The organism is Pseudomonas macauensis (assembly GCF_047902425.1).
Classification (GTDB): domain Bacteria; phylum Pseudomonadota; class Gammaproteobacteria; order Pseudomonadales; family Pseudomonadaceae; genus Pseudomonas.
Genome location: NZ_CP138377.1, coordinates 840286 through 858064, shown reverse-complemented (window position 1 = coordinate 858064; position 17779 = coordinate 840286). Strand labels below are relative to the sequence as shown.

15 protein-coding genes are annotated in these 17779 nt (G+C 66.5%); 10 read left to right on the top strand and 5 right to left on the bottom strand.

What is annotated here, in order from left to right; all coding sequences use genetic code 11:
- Positions 1 to 50 precede the first annotated feature (50 nt).
- Both SD196_RS04065 and SD196_RS04060 read left to right on the top strand, forming a co-directional pair.
- Complete coding sequence (locus SD196_RS04065) at positions 51 to 1769, top strand: C13 family peptidase (protein ID WP_331318348.1); 1719 nt, start codon at positions 51 to 53, stop codon at positions 1767 to 1769.
- A 41-nt stretch (positions 1770 to 1810) separates the two neighbouring features.
- Positions 1811 to 2452, top strand: a complete 642-nt coding sequence (locus SD196_RS04060; protein ID WP_275610169.1) for an oxidoreductase — start codon at positions 1811 to 1813, stop codon at positions 2450 to 2452.
- Positions 2453 to 2620: 168 nt separating this feature from the next.
- Here SD196_RS04060 and SD196_RS04055 read toward each other — a convergent pair whose 3' ends face one another.
- The 4 genes from SD196_RS04055 to SD196_RS04040 all read right to left on the bottom strand — a co-directional run bounded on the left by SD196_RS04055 (position 2621) and on the right by SD196_RS04040 (position 7258).
- Positions 2621 to 2908, bottom strand: a complete 288-nt coding sequence (locus tag SD196_RS04055; protein ID WP_275611881.1) for a YceK/YidQ family lipoprotein — start codon at positions 2906 to 2908, stop codon at positions 2621 to 2623.
- Positions 2898 to 3527: a flavin prenyltransferase UbiX gene (ubiX, locus tag SD196_RS04050; protein ID WP_017521701.1), complete on the bottom strand. Its 630-nt coding sequence runs from the start codon at positions 3525 to 3527 to the stop codon at positions 2898 to 2900. The genes SD196_RS04055 and ubiX overlap by 11 nt, the downstream gene beginning before the upstream one ends.
- Positions 3528 to 3530: 3 nt before the next feature.
- Positions 3531 to 4883 carry a UDP-N-acetylmuramate:L-alanyl-gamma-D-glutamyl-meso-diaminopimelate ligase gene (gene mpl, locus SD196_RS04045; RefSeq protein ID WP_331318350.1) on the bottom strand — a complete coding sequence of 451 codons (1353 nt, stop codon included), beginning with the start codon at positions 4881 to 4883 and terminating at the stop codon, positions 3531 to 3533.
- A 458-nt stretch (positions 4884 to 5341) separates the two neighbouring features.
- Entirely contained in the window at positions 5342 to 7258 is a 1917-nt protein-coding gene (locus tag SD196_RS04040) for a sigma-54-dependent Fis family transcriptional regulator (protein WP_331318352.1), read from the bottom strand.
- A gap of 320 nt (positions 7259 to 7578) precedes the next feature.
- On the opposite strand from SD196_RS04040, the gene SD196_RS04035 reads away from it, so the two are divergent.
- A complete protein-coding gene (locus SD196_RS04035; protein WP_275610166.1) occupies positions 7579 to 9099 on the top strand; it encodes an aldehyde dehydrogenase family protein in 1521 nt (506 codons plus the stop codon).
- Between the two features lie 230 nt (positions 9100 to 9329).
- Here the strand turns inward: SD196_RS04035 and SD196_RS04030 are convergent, their stop codons facing one another.
- The gene (locus SD196_RS04030; RefSeq protein ID WP_275610165.1) at positions 9330 to 10382 is read right to left on the bottom strand and encodes an AraC family transcriptional regulator; all 1053 of its coding nucleotides are present in this window, start codon (positions 10380 to 10382) and stop codon (positions 9330 to 9332) included.
- Between the two features lie 331 nt (positions 10383 to 10713).
- On the opposite strand from SD196_RS04030, the gene eat reads away from it, so the two are divergent.
- The 7 genes from eat (at position 10714) to SD196_RS03995 (ending at position 17751) form a co-directional block, all read left to right on the top strand.
- On the top strand, positions 10714 to 12078 hold the full coding sequence (eat, locus tag SD196_RS04025; RefSeq protein WP_275610164.1) for an ethanolamine permease: 1365 nt from the start codon (positions 10714 to 10716) through the stop codon (positions 12076 to 12078).
- An 11-nt stretch (positions 12079 to 12089) separates the two neighbouring features.
- On the top strand, positions 12090 to 13484 hold the full coding sequence (locus tag SD196_RS04020; RefSeq protein ID WP_275610163.1) for an ethanolamine ammonia-lyase subunit EutB: 1395 nt from the start codon (positions 12090 to 12092) through the stop codon (positions 13482 to 13484).
- A gap of 10 nt (positions 13485 to 13494) precedes the next feature.
- Positions 13495 to 14292 (top strand): ethanolamine ammonia-lyase subunit EutC, encoded by a 798-nt coding sequence (eutC, locus tag SD196_RS04015; RefSeq protein ID WP_416311085.1) that lies wholly within the window; start codon positions 13495 to 13497, stop codon positions 14290 to 14292.
- A gap of 340 nt (positions 14293 to 14632) precedes the next feature.
- On the top strand, positions 14633 to 15097 hold the full coding sequence (locus SD196_RS04010) for a GNAT family N-acetyltransferase (RefSeq protein WP_275610161.1): 465 nt from the start codon (positions 14633 to 14635) through the stop codon (positions 15095 to 15097).
- A gap of 93 nt (positions 15098 to 15190) precedes the next feature.
- Complete coding sequence (locus SD196_RS04005) at positions 15191 to 16063, top strand: substrate-binding periplasmic protein (RefSeq protein WP_416311084.1); 873 nt, start codon at positions 15191 to 15193, stop codon at positions 16061 to 16063.
- Positions 16064 to 16265: 202 nt separating this feature from the next.
- Positions 16266 to 16925 (top strand): DedA family protein, encoded by a 660-nt coding sequence (locus SD196_RS04000; RefSeq protein ID WP_275610159.1) that lies wholly within the window; start codon positions 16266 to 16268, stop codon positions 16923 to 16925.
- A gap of 7 nt (positions 16926 to 16932) precedes the next feature.
- Positions 16933 to 17751: a zinc-dependent peptidase gene (locus SD196_RS03995; protein ID WP_275610158.1), complete on the top strand. Its 819-nt coding sequence runs from the start codon at positions 16933 to 16935 to the stop codon at positions 17749 to 17751.
- Positions 17752 to 17779 lie beyond the last annotated feature (28 nt).

Here is a 17779-nt window from a genome sequence, read left to right as displayed (position 1 = left end):
TTTTTTGCGTCCACACTGAAGGCGCGTCCCTCCTCCGATTCGAGATTCCCATGCCTCGCCACCTCCTGCCCCTCGGCCTCGCCCTGCTCCTTGCTGCCTGCGGCGAAGGCGAGCCCCTGACACCGCCCGACGGCCGCCTGCCCGATGGTGCGCGCTACCGTGGCGAACTGGTGCACGGCCAGTTACAGGGAAAAGGCCGCCTGGATTACCCCAACGGCGCCTGGTACGACGGCGAATTCGACAAGGGCCTGCAGAACGGTCAGGGCAAGTGGCACGGCGGTGACGGCTCGACCTACGTCGGCGCCTTTCGCGAGGGGCTGTTCGAGGGTCGGGGGCATCTGCAGTTCGCCGACGGCAGCACCTATGACGGCCAGTTCAAGCAAGGCGAGTTCGACGGCGAAGGTCGTCTGACCCAGGGCCAGACCCGCTACAGCGGCGGCTTCCGCAAGGGCCGCTACGAAGGCGCGGGCACCCTCGAACTGCCCGACGGCACCCGTCACCAGGGCTGGTTCGCAGGCGGCGAAGCCAATGGCGAAGGCGCGCGCGTGGACAGCCTCGGCAACCAGTACACCGGACAATTCAAGAACGGCACGCTCAACGGCAAGGGCACCTTCCGCGACGATGCCGGCGACCACTACAGCGGCGAGTTCCGCAACGATCAGTTCGACGGCAAGGGACGCTTCCAGAACCTCGCCGGCGACGTCTGGCTCGGCAACTTCAAGGAAGGTTCGCTGGACGGCACGGGCGAGTTCATCGGCAGCGACGGCAGCCGCTACCAGGGCGAGTTCCGCCAGTGGCGCTTCGACGGCAAGGGCACCCTCAGCCAGGCTGACGGACAGGTCTACCGCGGCGGCTTCGCCCGTGGCGAATACTCCGGCGACGGCACCCTCACCCGCAGCGACGGCAGCGTTCAGCGCGGCAGCTGGAGCCGCGGCCAGCGCACACGCGACGAGCACGGCGCACTACTGCCCAACGCGCTGGAAATCGGCCTGCTGGAACAGGGCCCGCTGCTGCAGAAGGCGCTGGCGGCCATCCCGCCGTCCACGCCAGCCATCGAGCTCTATGGCCTGAGTCTGGGCGGCGACGGCAAGCAGAGCGTCTTCCTGCGCGAGGCCGACTATGTCGCCAACCTGCTGGGCAAGCGCTTCGGCGCCCAGGGTGTGGTGACGCTGGTGAACCACCGCGACCATCTCACCGACCGGCCGATGGCCACCCGCGAAAGCCTGGCCCGCACCCTGCGTACGCTGGCCGAACGTAGCGGGCCCGAAGACATGATCTTCCTCTACCTGACCAGCCACGGCTCCCAGGACCACCAACTGGTGCTCGACATGCCGGGCCTGAAGCTCGACGACCTGCCGGCCAGCGAACTGGCCACCCTGCTTGCGCCGTTGAAGGACCGCTACAAGGTGCTGGTGATATCGGCCTGCTACAGCGGCGGCTTCATCCCCGCGCTCAAGGACGACAAGACCCTGATCATGACCGCCGCCCGCAGCGACCGGGTATCCTTCGGCTGCTCCGAAGAGGCCGACTTCACCTACTTCGGTGACGCGCTGTTCGCCAAGGCCTTCCAACAGACGGACGACCTCAAGGAAGCCTTCGCGCAGGCCAGCGACACGGTCGCCCGGCGCGAGAAGGAGGAACAGTTCGAACCATCCGAGCCGCAACTTTGGGCGCCAGCGGCGGTTCTAAACCATTGGAAGGCCCTGCGTGCCCAGCAGCGCCATATGCCACTCGATGCGAAGAGCGTCGCCGTACAAGCAAAACAGTAGGCCGGCAACTAAGCTTGTCAGTGTGTCAGGGAGAAACACAGATGTACTCAACACCGACGAATATCCTGCTTGCCGGAGCAACCGGCCTCACGGGTGAACACCTGCTCGACCGGATGCTCAACGAACCCACCGTGAAGCGCGTGCTGGCCCCCACCCGACGGAAGCTGGCCGAACACCCGCGCCTGGAAAACCCCATCGGCCCGCTGGCCGAGCTGATCCCGGACCTGACCCGGCCGGTGGACACCGTGTTCTGCTGCCTGGGCACCACGATCAAGGAGGCCGGCTCCGAAGAGGCCTTCCGCAACATCGATTTCGACCTGCCCCTGGCGCTGGGCGCCCGTGGCCTCGAGCTGGGCGCGCGGCACTATGTGGTAATCAGCGCGCTGGGCGCCGACAGCAAGTCGTCGATCTTCTACAGCCGGGTCAAGGGCGAGCTGGAAGACGCCCTGCGCCAGCAAGGCTGGCCGCAGCTGACCATCGCCCGCCCCTCCCTGCTGCTGGGCCAGCGCGAAGAGGTACGCCTGGCCGAACTACTCGCCGCCCCCTTCGCCCGCATCCTGCCAGGCAAGCTGCACGGCATCGAAGCCTGCGCCCTGGCCCGTGCGCTCTGGCGCCTGGCGCTGGAAACCGGCAAGGGCACCCGCGTCGTCGAATCGGACGAACTGCGCAGGCTGGGCAAGTAACTCCCGCCATCGCCTATCCGCTCCAACGTAGGGCGTACAACCGTTCGCGGTTGTACGCCGATAAGCCGTTACTGATCATCGACGCCGGGGTGACACTCGGAGTGCCCTGAAATCAAGGTCAAACGGCGTATAACGTCGAACGTTATACGCCCTACCTCCCTGCGGCCGTCAGTTCCCGCCGCGCACCTGCAGGCCGACACCCAGTTCCGCGGCGATGGAGAACGGCAGCAACAGCGTATCCAGCAGCGCACTGCCCGGCAGGTCCAGCGCAGGATAGGCCGGAGCCTCGACGCCGAAGCGGTCCATCGGGCAGCAGCCGCCATTGAGCGAATACCAGTCCAGCCGGGTGCCGGCATAGATCAGCGGCGCGTCGGGCTTGGCGGCGTTGAGGGTCTTCACGGTGGCGCAACCGCCCAGTTGCAGCAGCAACAGGGCGGCGAGGAGCTTATTCGTCACTGACAAGATGGTGTTCGCCCCAGCGCGGCAACATGTCCTGGGGGATGCCCAGTTGATTGAGGATGCGCGCGACGACGAAGTCGATCAGGTCGTCCACCGTCTGCGGCTGATGGTAGAAGCCCGGTGCCGCGGGCAGGATCACCGCGCCCATGTTCGAAAGCTTGAGCATGTTCTCCAGGTGAATGCTGGAGAACGGCGCCTCGCGCGGCACCAGGATCAGTTGGCGGCGCTCCTTCAGCGCCACGTCGGCGGCGCGTTCGATCAGGTTGTTGCAGGCACCTGTGGCGATGGCCGAGAGCGTCCCCGTCGAGCAGGGCACCACCACCATCGCGCTCGGCGCGCCGGAGCCGGAGGCCACCGGGGCCATCCAGTCTTCCTTGCCGTACACGCGGATCTGCCCGGGAGCGGCGCCGGTGTATTCGCTCAGGAAAGCCTGCATCGCCTGCGGCTTGCTCGGCAGGGTCACGTCGGTCTCGGTGGCCACCACCAGTTGTGCGGCCTTGGAGATCAGGAAGTGCACCTCGCGGTCCTCCTGCACCAGGCAGTCGAGCAGGCGCAGGCCGTACTGGGCGCCCGAGGCGCCGGTCATGGCGAGGGTGACGCGTTCGGCTCCGGCCATGGATCAGCCCTCCAGCGCCTGGGCGAGCTTGCCATGCAGGCCGCCGAAACCGCCGTTGCTCATGATCACCACCTGGGTGCCTGGCGTGGCGATGGCTTTCACGCCCGCGATGATGGCGTCCAGCGAGTCGCACACCTGGGTCGGCACGGTGGAGCTGGCGACGGTGGCGGCCAGGTCCCAGCCGAGGTTCGGCGGGGCGTACCAGAACACGCTGTCGGCCTGCACCACGGACTCCGGCAGGCCGTCGCGGTGGGCGCCGAGCTTCATGGAGTTGGAGCGCGGCTCGACCACGGCGATCACCGGCGCATCGCCGACGCGCTTGCGCAGACCGTCGAGGGTGGTGGCGATGGCGGTCGGATGGTGGGCAAAGTCGTCATAGATGGTCACGCCGTTGACTTCGGCAACCTTCTCCATGCGCCGCTTGACGCTCTTGAAGGCCGACAGCGCGGCGCAGCCCAGCTCCGGCACCACGCCGACATGGCGGGCCGCCGCGAGGCACGCCAGGGCGTTGGCGACGTTGTGCTGGCCGGTCAGTTCCCAGTCCACGGTGCCCTGCACCTGGCCGTCGAACAGCACCTCGAAGTGCGAGCCGTCTTCGCTGAGCAGGCGCGCCTGCCACTGGCCGCCTTCGCCGGTGGTCTGCACCGGGGTCCAGCAGCCCATGTCGATCACGCGCTTGAGTGCGGTTTCAGAGGTGGGATGGATAATCAGGCCTTCGCCGGGGATGGTCCGCACCAGGTGGTGGAACTGCCGCTCGATGGCGGCGAGGTCGGGGAAGATGTCCGCGTGGTCGAATTCCAGGTTGTTCAGGATCGCCGTGCGCGGGTGGTAGTGGACGAACTTGGAGCGTTTGTCGAAGAAGGCGCTGTCGTACTCGTCGGCCTCGACCACGAAGAACGGCGTGCCGCCCAGGCGCGCGGAGACACCGAAGTTCTGCGGCACGCCGCCGATCAGGAAGCCCGGGCTCATGCCGGCATGTTCCAGTACCCAGGCCAGCATGCTGCTGGTGGTGGTCTTGCCGTGGGTACCGGCGGCGGCCAGGACCCAGCGGCCTTGCAGCACGTGGTCGGCCAGCCACTGCGGGCCGGAAACGTAGGGCAGGCCCTTGTTCAGGACGTATTCCACAGCAGGGTTGCCGCGCGACAGGGCGTTGCCGACCACCACCAGGTCCGGCGCCGGATCGAGGTGCGCCGGGTCATAGCCCTGCATGAGCTCGATGCCCTGGGCTTCGAGCTGGGTGCTCATCGGCGGGTAGACGTTGGCGTCGGAACCGGTCACGCGATGGCCAAGCTCCTTGGCCAGGACGGCCAGCGACCCCATGAAGGTGCCGCAGATGCCGAGGATGTGGATATGCATGCAGACTCCTGCAATCAAGCCTTTCCAGGCGCTTCGAATGGGCGGCAGAGTAGCACAGCGCGCCCCCGCGCGGCCCGCCGCCGGGGCATCAGACGACGAGGTGGGAAAGCGGTTCCCAGTGGGCGGAGAATGTCGTCACGGGAGCGAACCGTAGGGCGTACAGCCGTTCGCGGTTGTACGCCGCTACACCGTTGTTTGCCGCCAGCGCCTGGTTGAGCCCGGAGCGCCCTGCGATCAAGGTCAAACGGCGTATAACGTCGAACGTTATACGCCCTACGCTCCTTCGGTGAAGGGGCGAAGTCAGCCGGGGGAATCCATCTCAAGCCTGGCATCTGTTCGCGAGCAAGCTCGCTCCTACAGGTTCGCGCGCGTGCTCTTCGTAGGAGCGAGCTTGCTCGCGAACCGCATGGCACCGGGCCAATCGCGGACAGAGTCCGCTCCTACGGGGACCGTCCTGTTCAGGTTCGGCGACTCAGTCCGTGGCGGTTGAGCTTGCGGTACAGCGTGTTGCGGCTGATGCCCAGTTGCTGCGCCACCCGGCTGACGTGCCAGTGATGCGCCTCCAGCACTTCCAGCAGGGCCAGGCGCTCGGCATTGCCCAGTGCATCGCCACCCTCCTCGCTTGCCACGACGGGCGTAGCGACGGCAGCGGGGGCCGGCGCGCGGCGCAGGTCCGGCGGCAGGTCGGCCATCTGGATGCGCCCGCCCTCGCACAGCGCGCACAGCGTCCGCAGCACATTGCGCAACTGACGCACGTTGCCCGGCCACGGATAGTCGAGCAGGTGGCGGCGGACATCTGCCTCCAGGCGCACCGCACGGCCCTTGCTCTCCTCGGCCAGCAGATGGTCGAGCAACGCATCCCGGTCTGCCCGCTCGCGCAGCGGCGGCAAAGCCACTACCAGGCCGTTGAGCCGGTAGTAGAGGTCTTCGCGGAACTGCCCGCTAGCCACCAGTGCCTCCAGGTCGCGGTGGCTGGCGCTGATCAGGCGGATATCCACGTCCTGCGGCTCGCCGCCGATGGGCACCACCTGGCGCTCCTCCAGCACGCGCAGCAGGCGTGTCTGAAGGGCCAGCGGCATGTCGCCGATTTCGTCGAGGAACAGGGTGCCGCCGTCAGCCTGTTGCAGCTTGCCGCGCATGCCTTCCTTGCGTGCGCCGGTGAAGCTGCCGCCGCGATAACCGAACAGTTCGCTCTCGATCAGGGATTCGGGGATTGCCGCGCAGTTCAGCGCGACGAAGCTCTTGCCGGCGCGCTCGCCGCCCTGATGCACGGCGCGGGCGAAGGCTTCCTTGCCGGTGCCGGTCTCGCCCTGCAGCAACAGCGGCACGTCGTGGGCGTAGACCTTCAGCGCCCGGCGGAAATCGTGGGCCAGTTGCGGATCATCGATGCACAACCCTTTGGCCAGCGGTGCACGCGGCAGCACGGGCGCTGCGGGCACGGGACGCTGCCCACGCAGCAGAGCGTACAGCGTGCGGCCGGAATGGGTACGCAGCGGCCAGCTGGCATTGGGCTGCGGATCGGCGCGGTTGAAGAGGTCGTCCAGCCGGCAGTCGAAGAACTGTTCCAGCGAGCGTCCCAGCAGGCTCTCGCGATGGCTGCCGAGCAGGTTGATGGCGCTCTGGTTGGCCGCCTGGATGCGGCCGTTGCCATCGAAGGCGAGCATGCCTTCGCTGAACAAGCCCAGGCCATCCGGCTGCAAGTGGAAGCGCAGCAGCCATTGGTCCTCGAAATGGCGCAGGAAGTAACAGCCCTCGATGGCCTTGGCCGACAGGTTGACCAGCGCCATGGTGTGGAACTGGCTTTGCCGCGAGGCATCGCGACGGGCGGAGGACACATCGAGCACCGCCAGCAGTTCGCCCTGGGGGTCGAAGACCGGGCTCGCCGAGCAGGTCAGGCCGGTGTGGCGGCTGCGGAAATGTTCGTCCTGGTGGATAGTCAGCGCCTGGCGCTCGACCAGGCAGGTGCCGATGCCGTTGGTGCCTTCGCGCGCCTCGCTCCAGTCGGCACCCAGCCAAAGGCCGGCCTGCTCGAAGGTGCGTCGTTCGGCCGCCTCGCTGACACAGTTGAGGATGACGCCACGGGAGTCGGTGAGGAGCACGGCATGGCCGGCGCCGGAGAGTTGCTGGTGCAGGCTGTTCATCTCGCCGCTGGCAATCTCCAGCACCTGCTGCAGGCGCTCGCGGCGCTCCAGCATGCGGGCATGTTCCAGCACGGTGGGCGCCATGGTCTGCGCCGGGTCCAGGTGGTACTGCTCCAGGCAGCGCATCCAGGAACGGGCGATCGACGGGTCGGCGCCGGGAGCGCCGGCACGAGCACGGCCCTCGGCGACGGTCATGACCTGGCGGGCGTGGCGGCTCATATCGTTGGCACGCATTCTTGTTGTTCTCCGCAATGGGGACGGGGAGGCAGCCCCGAAGGTCCGTCGCCGTCATGAATCGGCCACGAACCTCGGACAGCATCCTCCACGTGCCCGGGCAATGCAACGCCTGTCCGACCGTCAGGTCACGACTGTCACGAATATGGGACAAAGTGTCACGACGCACTGTCCCAGGCCTGCCACAGCGGGCGTTTCAGCAACCCACGGCGAAAGTCCCGAGGCCTTGTGCGGCGCGGCTTGCGCTGGCATGGCCCGGCCCTTGCTCTACGCTTGTTCAACGTCCTCCCCAACAAGCACAAGACCCAGGAGATTCGACCATGCGTTATGCCCACCCCGGTACCGAAGGCGCCATCGTTTCCTTCAAGGCGCGCTACGGCAACTACATCGGCGGCGAATTCGTCCCGCCGGTAAAGGGTCAGTACTTCACCAACACCTCGCCGGTGAACGGCCAGGCTATCGCCGAATTCCCCCGCTCTGACGCCTCCGACATCGACAAGGCACTGGACGCCGCCCACGCCGCCGCTGACGCCTGGGGCCGCACCTCGGTACAGGACCGCTCCAACATCCTGCTGAAGATCGCCGACCGCATCGAGCAGAACCTGGAACTGCTGGCCATCACCGAGACCTGGGACAATGGCAAGCCGATCCGCGAAACGCTGAACGCCGACATCCCGCTGGCCGCCGACCACTTCCGCTACTTCGCCGGTTGCATCCGCGCCCAGGAAGGCTCTGCCGCCGAGATCAACGACAGCACCGTCGCCTACCACATCCACGAGCCGCTGGGCGTGGTGGGTCAGATCATCCCGTGGAACTTCCCGCTGCTGATGGCCGCCTGGAAACTCGCCCCGGCCCTGGCCGCCGGCAACTGCGTGGTGCTCAAGCCGGCCGAACAGACCCCGCTGGGCATCTGCGTGCTGATGGAAGTGATCGGCGACCTGCTGCCGCCGGGCGTGCTCAACGTCGTCCAGGGCTTTGGCCGCGAAGCCGGCGAGGCGCTGGCCACCAGCAAGCGCATCGCCAAGATCGCCTTCACCGGCTCGACCCCGGTGGGCTCGCACATCCTCAAATGCGCCGCCGAGAACATCATTCCGTCCACCGTGGAGCTGGGCGGCAAGAGCCCGAACATCTACTTCGAAGACATCATGCAGGCCGAGCCGACCTTCATCGAGAAGGCCGCCGAGGGCCTGGTGCTGGCCTTCTTCAACCAGGGCGAGGTGTGCACCTGCCCGTCCCGCGCGCTGGTGCAGGAGTCCATCTACCCGCAGTTCATGGAAGTGGTGATGAAGAAGGTCAAGGCGATCAAGCGCGGCGACCCGCTGGACACCGACACCATGGTCGGCGCCCAGGCTTCGCAGCAGCAGTACGAGAAGATCCTCTCCTACCTCGACATCGCCCAGCAGGAAGGCGCGCAGGTTCTCACCGGCGGCCAGGTCGAGCGCCTGAGCGGCGACCTCGCCAGCGGCTATTACATCCAGCCGACCCTGCTCAAGGGCAACAACAAGATGCGCGTGTTCCAGGAGGAAATCTTCGGCCCCGTCGTCGGTGTCACCACCTTCAAGGATGAGGCCGAGGCGCTGGCGATTGCCAACGACACCGAGTACGGCCTGGGCGCCGGCCTCTGGACCCGCGACATCAACCGTGCCTATCGCATGGGCCGTGGCATCAAGGCCGGCCGTGTGTGGACCAACTGCTACCACCTGTACCCGGCGCATGCCGCGTTCGGTGGCTACAAGAAATCCGGCGTGGGCCGCGAGACTCACAAGATGATGCTCGACCACTACCAGCAGACCAAGAACCTGCTGGTGAGCTACGACATCAACCCGCTGGGCTTCTTCTGATCCACCCGCCCGGCGCGAGCCGGGCATTCTCTCCAATCGATCTTTGCGCGGCCTGCGGGCCGCGCTTTTTTATGCCCGGGAAAAGGGTTCGACGGGATGTCTTTCGTAGTAGCGGACTTCGTCCGCGATGTTCTACGGCGGCTCGGACCATCGCGAACGAAGTCCGATCCTGTACCTGGTTTGAATATCCTACAGAGAGGGATCGGTTCGCAGGACCGGATCGCGGCCGATCAGCTCGCGTCGCTACGCCACTGCCGCGGACTCACGCCGAACCACCGGCGAAACGCACGAGAAAAAGCGCTGGTCTCGGAATAGCCCAGTAGCGGCGCCAGTTCGGAAATCGGCCGTTGCGGCTGACGCAGGTAATGCAGCGCCAGCTCGCGGCGGGTGTTTTCCACCAGTTGGCTGAAACTCAGCCCGGCCTCCCGCAGGCGGCGCTGCAGGCCGGCCGTAGTCAGTTCGAGCTGCTCGGCAATGATCTCCAGCGACGGCTCGCCCTCACTCAACGCCAGGCGAATCTGCGTGCCGGCATCCTCCACCAGGTTCGGCGCGCCGCCCTGCTCGCCCAGGCGACGGATCACGTCCTGCACCAGGAACAACAGGTTGGCGTCGCGCTCCGGCATCTGCCGGCCGTAGAGGTCGCGTTTGGGAATCAGCATGGAATTGCAGCCGCGCTGGAACAGCACCGGCGCGTCGAACACCCGTCCATGCTCCTGCCAGCCTTCGGGGCGCGCATGCTCGAAGCTCACCGCGCGCGGCGCCCACTCGGGGCCGAGCACATGGCGCATCAGGTTCAGCACCATGCCCAGGGTCAGCTCGGCATCCTGGCGGCGGTCGAGAATGGCGCCATGGCGCACCTGGTAATCAAAGCGATAGCACTCGCCGCAGTCCACCAGGCGGATCAGGGTGTCGTGCTGGTGATAGGGGAAGGCGGCGGCGAAGTTCTTCAGCGCGCCCTCCAGCGTCTCCGAGCAGAGCCCGACATAGCCCAGCAGGCCCAGTTCTCGGGGCCGGAACTGCTCGCCGTAACGGAGCCCGAAGTTGTCGCAACCGGACTGTCGCGCCGCTTCCTCAAGCACCTGGCAATAGTTGGTCAGCGCCAGGCTCAGGGTGGGATGCAGCAGGCGTTCCGGATCGATGCCCGCGCGACCGAAGACCCGATCGATGTCGCCACCCTGGTCGCCGATGAAGCGCCCCAGGCCGCTGGCCGCAGCGGACAGCACGCCGATGTTGTTGGCCAGAGGCACGCTCAGGCCGGGATGGGAGAACAGGGGCTGGCTCATGACGGTTACCGATCTTGTTATGAAACACACAAGGCACTCGACCCCCCTGAAAACGGGGACCTTTATACAAAGCAAATCCCGTGCCTCTCGCGCATTGGCCAAAGCGCCGGACACAGCGCCACGCCTGGCCTGCAGCTGCCACAGCTTGGGGCACCTGGCACGATTTCAGCACCATGATCGGGCGCTACGCCCTGTGTGGGGCGATGGGTAACAGCCAGTTGACCCTGCGCGGCGAAAGCCGGTTCCAGCGGTCAAGTCTCGCGAGGCTTTGCGCCACTACCATCGAGGCTCAGGTATCCGTCCACGCCCCCTGGGGGAAAGAGGAATCACGATGAGCGCATCACAACTAAAACCGACGCTTGGAACCTTGCATCTCTGGGGGCTCGCCGTGGGCCTGGTGATCTCCGGCGAGTACTTCGGCTGGAGCTACGGCTGGGCCGCCGCCGGTACCCTGGGCTTCCTCGTCACTACCCTGCTGGTGGCGGTGATGTACACCTGCTTCATCTTCAGCTACACCGAGCTGACTACCGCCATCCCCCACGCCGGCGGTCCCTTCGCCTACAGCCTGCGCGCCTTCGGCAAGACCGGCGGGATGATCGCCGGCGTCGCTACCCTGATCGAATTCGTCTTCGCCCCGCCGGCCATCGCCATGGCCATCGGCGCCTACCTCAACGTGCAGTTCCCCGGACTCGATCCGAAGTGGGCGGCCACCGGCGCCTACGTGATCTTCATGACCCTTAACATCCTCGGCGTGAGCATCGCCGCCACCTTCGAGCTGGTGGTGACCGTGCTGGCGGTGGCCGAGCTGCTGGTGTTCATGGGCGTGGTTGCACCGGGCTTCAGCTTCAGCAACTTCGTACTCAACGGTTGGGCCGGCTCCGACGTGTTCGGCGCCCCGGCGATGGCCGGCATCTTCGCCGCGATCCCCTTCGCCATCTGGTTCTTCCTCGCCATCGAAGGCGCGGCCATGGCCGCCGAGGAAGCCAAGGACCCGAAACGCACCATCCCGCGCGCCTACATCGCCGGTATCCTCACCCTGGTCGCGCTGGCCATCGGCGTGATGATCTTCGCCGGCGGCGTGGGCGACTGGCGCACCCTGTCGAACATCAACGACCCGCTGCCGCAGGCGATGAAGGCCGTGGTCGGCAACAACTCCACCTGGATGCACATGCTGGTGTGGATCGGCCTGTTCGGCCTGGTGGCCAGCTTCCACGGCATCATCCTGGGCTACTCCCGGCAGTTCTTCGCCCTCGCCCGCGCCGGCTTCCTGCCCCGCGGCCTGGCGAAACTCTCGCGCTTCCAGACCCCGCATCGGGCGATCCTCGCCGGCGGCGCGGTGGGCATCGCGGCGATCTTCAGCGACGGCCTGATCAGCCTGCAGGGCATGACCCTGACCGCTGCGATGATCACCATGAGCGTATTCGGCGCCATCGTCATGTACATCATGAGCATGTTCAGCCTGTTCAAGCTGCGCCGCAGCGAGCCGAACCTGGAGCGCAGCTTCCGCGCCCCCGGCTACCCGGTCGTGCCCGGCATCGCCCTCGCTCTGGCGCTGCTGTGCCTGGCCGCTATGCTCTGGTTCAACAGCGTCATCGCCTCGGTGTTCCTGGTGCTGATGATCGGTGGCATCTCCTGCTGCAGCATCGTGGTCAGCCTCAATCGCGGCACCGACGCATCCTTCGCCAGCCAGGGCTGAGAGAGGTCTGCATGTCCGGATTCGTCCACAGCGTCGGAGGCCAGACCTGGCGCTTCGACAGCCTGCGCGAGGTGATGGCCAAGGCCAGCCCGGCGCGCTCCGGCGACCGCCTCGCCGGGGTCGCCGCCGGCAGCGACGCCGAGCGTGTCGCCGCACAGATGGCGCTGGCCGACATCCCGCTCAAGCGCTTCCTCGACGAGGCGCTGATCCCCTACGAGAGCGACGAAGTCACCCGGCTGATCATCGACACCCACGACCGTCAGGCCTTCGCGCCGGTCAGCCACCTCACCGTGGGAGGCCTGCGCGACTGGCTGCTGGGCGAGCAGGCCGACGAAACCAGCCTGCGCGCCCTGGCGCCAGGGCTGACGCCGGAGATGGCGGCGGCCGTGTCGAAGATCATGCGCGTGCAGGACCTGGTGCTGGTGGCGCAGAAAATCCGCGTGGTCACGCGCTTCCGCAACACCATGGGGCTGCGCGGGCGGATGTCCACACGGCTGCAACCCAACCACCCCACGGACGACCCGGCCGGCATCGCCGCCAGCGTGCTCGACGGCCTGCTCTACGGCAACGGCGACGCCATGCTCGGCATCAACCCGGCCACCGACAGCCTGCAATCGATCTGCACCCTGCTGGAAATGCTCGACGCGATCATCCAGCGCTACGAGATTCCCACCCAGTCCTGCGTGCTCACCCACGTCACCAGTTCCATCGAAGCGATCAACCGCGGCGCACCGCTGGACCTGGTGTTCCAGTCCATCGCCGGCACCGAGGCGGCCAACGCCAGCTTCGGCGTGAGCCTGTCGATCCTCAAGGAAGGTTATGAGGCGGGGCTGTCGCAGAAGCGCGGCACCCTGGGCGACAACCTCATGTACTTCGAGACCGGCCAGGGCAGCGCGCTGTCGGCCAACGCCCACCACGGCGTCGACCAGCAGACCTGCGAAACCCGCGCCTACGCGGTGGCGCGGCACTTCAAGCCGTTCCTGGTGAACACCGTGGTCGGCTTCATCGGCCCGGAGTACCTGTACAACGGCAAGCAGATCATCCGCGCGGGCCTGGAAGACCACTTCTGCGCCAAGCTGCTCGGTGTGCCCATGGGTTGCGACATCTGCTACACCAACCACGCCGAGGCCGACCAGGACGACATGGACATGCTCCTGACCCTGCTGGGCGTAGCCGGCATCAACTTCATCATGGGCATCCCCGGTTCCGACGACGTGATGCTCAACTACCAGACCACCTCCTTCCACGACGCGCTCTACGCGCGCCAGGTGCTGGGCCTGAAGCCCGCGCCGGAGTTCGAAGCCTGGCTGGAACGCATGGAAATCCTCCACCAGCGCGACGGCCGGGTACACATGGCCGGCCAATTGCCCACCGCCTTCCGCCACGCGCTGGCGCAGTTGTCCTGAGGAGGCCTCGATGAGCGACAGCTACATCCCCAACCCCTGGCAGGAACTGCGCCGCCTGACCTCCGCGCGGATCGCCCTGGGCCGCGCCGGCACCAGCCTGCCAACCCTCGCACAGCTGGACTTCCAGTTCGCCCACGCCCAGGCCCGCGATGCCGTGCACCTGCCCTTCGACCGTGAAGGCCTGGCCCGGCAGTTGGCCGAACGCGGCCGCGAGTGTCTGCAGCTGCACAGCGCCGCCGCCGACCGCGACATCTACCTGCAACGCCCCGACCTGGGCCGCAGGCTGAACGAAGAGTCGGCGGAAATCCTGCGCCGCCATGCCGACCGCCATCCCCAGGGTTACGACCTGGCAGTGGTGATCGCCGACGGCCTGTCCTCGCTGGCGGTGCAACGTCACAGCCTGCCCTTCCTCGAGCGCCTGGAAGAACAGGCACGCAACGAAGGCTGGAGCCTCTCGCCGGTGGCACTGGTGCAACAAGGCCGCGTTGCCGTGGCCGACGAAGTGGCCGAACTGCTGCGGGCGAAGATGGTGGTCATCCTGATCGGCGAGCGTCCGGGCCTGTCGTCACCCGACAGCCTCGGCCTGTACTTCACCTGGGCGCCGAAGGTCGGCCTGAACGACGCCTACCGCAACTGCATCTCCAACGTGCGGCTCGAAGGCTTGAGCTACGGCCTGGCCGCCCACCGCCTGCTCTACCTGATGCGCGAGGCGTGCCGCCGGCAACTGTCGGGGGTAAACCTGAAGGACGAGGCAGAACTGCCAACGCTGGAAGGCTCCGGGCCGGGGGCAAACTTCCTGCTGACCTGAAGCCCTGCGACAGCCGACATGAACGGCTCTTCGTAGGAGCGAGCTTGCTCGCGAACCCTCCAGCCGGGGAACTCGGTGCCTTGCGGTTCGCGAGCAAGCCCGCTCCTACAGCCCTTGCCCACCACCAGCACATCGACGCCCTGTCACCACCCCGCAAACCTTCGTGAGCAAGCTTGCGCCTGCACACGGCTGGGAACGGTCTGCCAACCAGACTAGATCAAACGCTTGCTTGGATTGCGCTTTCAACAATTTCTGGTGCAGCATCGGACACGTTGGCTATCCGCTGGCATAGCCCCTGCATTGCCATACCAGCCCATTCACACCACGCCGAGGCCCGCCCATGCGTATCGTGCAAGCCACGCTCGACCACCTCGATCTGCTCGCGCCGCTGTTCGTCAAATACCGTGAGTTCTACGGCAAGCTGCCCTACCCCGAATCCTCGCGGAAATTCCTGGAAAAGCGCCTGCGCCGCAAGGAATCGGTGATCTACCTGGCTCTGCCGGACGACGATGACGGCAAGCTGCTGGGCTTCTGCCAGCTCTACCCGAGCTATTCCTCCCTGTCCCTCAAGCGCGTATGGATCCTCAACGACATCTACGTCGCCGAAGAAGCGCGCCGCCAGCTGGTAGCCGACCACCTGCTGCAGACCGCACGACAGATGGCCCGCGAGACCCAGGCAGTGCGCATGCGCGTCTCCACCAGCGTCAACAACGAAGTGGCGCAGAAGGTCTACGAGTCCATCGGCTTCCACGAGGACACCGAGTTCAAGAACTACATCCTGCCGATCAGCGACGACCTGACCTGACGGCGGCCCCGAGGCCCGCTGGCGTCGGCGGGCCGGGCGCACTAGAGTGATGACCGGCCATCGCCTCGCCATCCTCACCAGCAAAGGGAAGCCATGCGTCGTCCCCTGCTCGCCAGCCTCCTCCTCGCGCTCCTGTGCTCCGCCGGCCAGGCGCAGACCCTGCGCATCGCCACGCTGGACTGGGCCCCCTATGTCGGCCCCGACCTGCCCGGCCACGGCCTGGCCGCCCGCATCCTCGACGAGGCCCTGGCGCTCAATGGCGACCAGGCCGAACTGATCTTCCTGCCCTGGCAGCGGGCACTCAACGAAACCCGCGAAGGGCGTTTCGACGCGCTGATGCCGGCCTACCTCTCCGCCGACCGCAGCCGGGATTTCTACACCTCGATGCCACTGCTGGACTCCCAGCTCGGCTTCTTCCGCCGCCGCGACCATGCGTTGCCGATCGTTCCCGGCGATCTCGACAGCCTGCGCCCCTATCGCATCGGCGTGGTGCGCGGCTACGTCAACCAGAGCGCCTTCGACGCCGCCGACTTCCTCAGCAAGGAAGTGGTCAGCAACGACTGGCAGAACCTGGAAAAACTCCTGCGCGGACGCATCGACCTGGCGGTGGTGGACCGCTATACCGGCTATCAGCTGCTCGCCCAGAACGCCCCGGCCCTGCGCGACCAACTGGTCTTCGTGGAGCCGCCGCTGGACATCAAGCCGCTCTACGTCCTGGTCCCCAGAAAGCGCGCCGATGGCGAGGAGCTGGCGGCCAGCCTCGACCGCAGCCTGCGCACCCTGCGCCGCAGCGGGCGCCTGCAGCAACTGATCGCCGAGGCGCACCTGGAAACCGCCCTGCGCTCCCGGGAAGTGGCGGACCATCCCATCGCCAAACAGTTGCCGAGGCCCGCCACCGCGCCTGCGCAGCACTTCGGCGGCGCCCCCAGGCCTGAGCTGCTGAGCTGGCAGGCGAGCCTGCTCTGACGCTGGCCTATCGCCAAACGAGGCGGACCGCCCCATTTGTCACAGGGCATTTCAGCCATCACCCCAACCGAATTTTCACCTTCCACCTGTAATATCCTGAGTTGACGTTCGTCGCAGGACGCGATGAACCGCGTTCCCGGCGCGCAACCGTCCCTATAATGCGCACCCCGGCTGTTCACCCCGCTGTCAAAACAGGCTTCTCATGGATTTCAACCCGATCGACCTGATTCTCCACCTCGACACCTACCTGTCGATGCTGGTGGCCAACTACGGCACCTGGATCTACGCCATCCTCTTCCTGGTGATTTTCTGCGAGACCGGCCTGGTCGTAACGCCCTTCCTGCCGGGCGATTCGCTGCTCTTCATCGCCGGCGCCATCTGCGCCACCGGCGGTATGGACCCCTGGCTGCTCGGCAGCCTGCTGCTGGTTGCGGCCATCACCGGCGACAGCACCAACTATGTGATCGGCCGAACCCTGGGCAAACGCCTGTTCAGTAACCCGGACTCCAAGGTCTTCCGCCGCGACTACCTGGACCAGACCCACGCCTTCTACGAGCGCCATGGCGGCAAGACCGTGACCCTGGCGCGCTTCCTGCCCATCGTGCGCACCTTCGCGCCCTTCGTCGCCGGCATGGCGTACATGCCTTACCTGCGCTTCCTGGCCTTCAGCGTGGCCGGCAGTGTGGCCTGGGTCGGCGGCCTGGTGACCCTGGGCTACTTCTTCGGCAACGTGCCGTTCATCAAGCAGAACCTCTCGCTGATGATCATCGGCATCATCGCCTTCTCCCTGCTGCCGATGATCATCGGCGTCATCCGCCACAAGCTGCGCCCGTCGGCCAAGGCCCAGACCGGCGAGCGCTGAGCCACCCATGTGGTCCTTCAGCGACTGGCGCCGCCGGCGCTTCCTCGCCCGCCATCCGCTGGATGCGCAGCTGTGGGCGCAGGTACGCCGGCACCTGCCGATCCTCGATGGCCTGAACGATGACGAACTGCGCCTGCTCGGCGAGCGGGCGTTGCTGTTCCTGCGCGACAAACACCTCTCCGCCCTGCCCGGCGTCGAACTGGACGACTTCCGTCGCCTGCTGCTCGCCGCCCAGGCGCAACTGCCGCTGCTGCACCTGCCGGAGCTGAACTGGTACCAGGGCTTCCACGAACTGGTGCTCTACCCCGACGACTTCGTCAGCCCGCAGAAACACCGCGACCCGGCCGGCGTCATTCACGAATTCGACGACGAGCGCGCCGGCGAGACCTCGCTGCAAGGCCCGGTGATCCTTGCCTGGCCCGGCGTGGAAAGCGGCGGCGGCTGGGACGCCTACAACCTGGTGATCCACGAACTGGCGCACAAGCTGGACATGCTCAACGGCGACGCCAACGGCCTGCCACCGCTGCACCGCGACATGCGCGTCACCGACTGGGCCTCCGCCATGCAGAGCGCCTACGACGACATGAACCGCCAGCTCGACCGCGATCCGCAGGCGCACACCGCCATCGACCCCTACGCGGCCGAAAATCCAGCGGAATTCTTCGCCGTCACCAGCGAGTATTTCTTCACCGCCCCCGACCTCCTTCAGGAGGCCTATCCCAAAGTCTATGAACAGCTTTCGCTGTTCTACCGGCAAGATCCGCTTTCGCGCCTGCACCTGCTTCAGGCCGAGCACCCCGAATATCAGGAAACTCAGGCGCACTAGGCGATGTCTGTGGCTTGGACACGGCAAT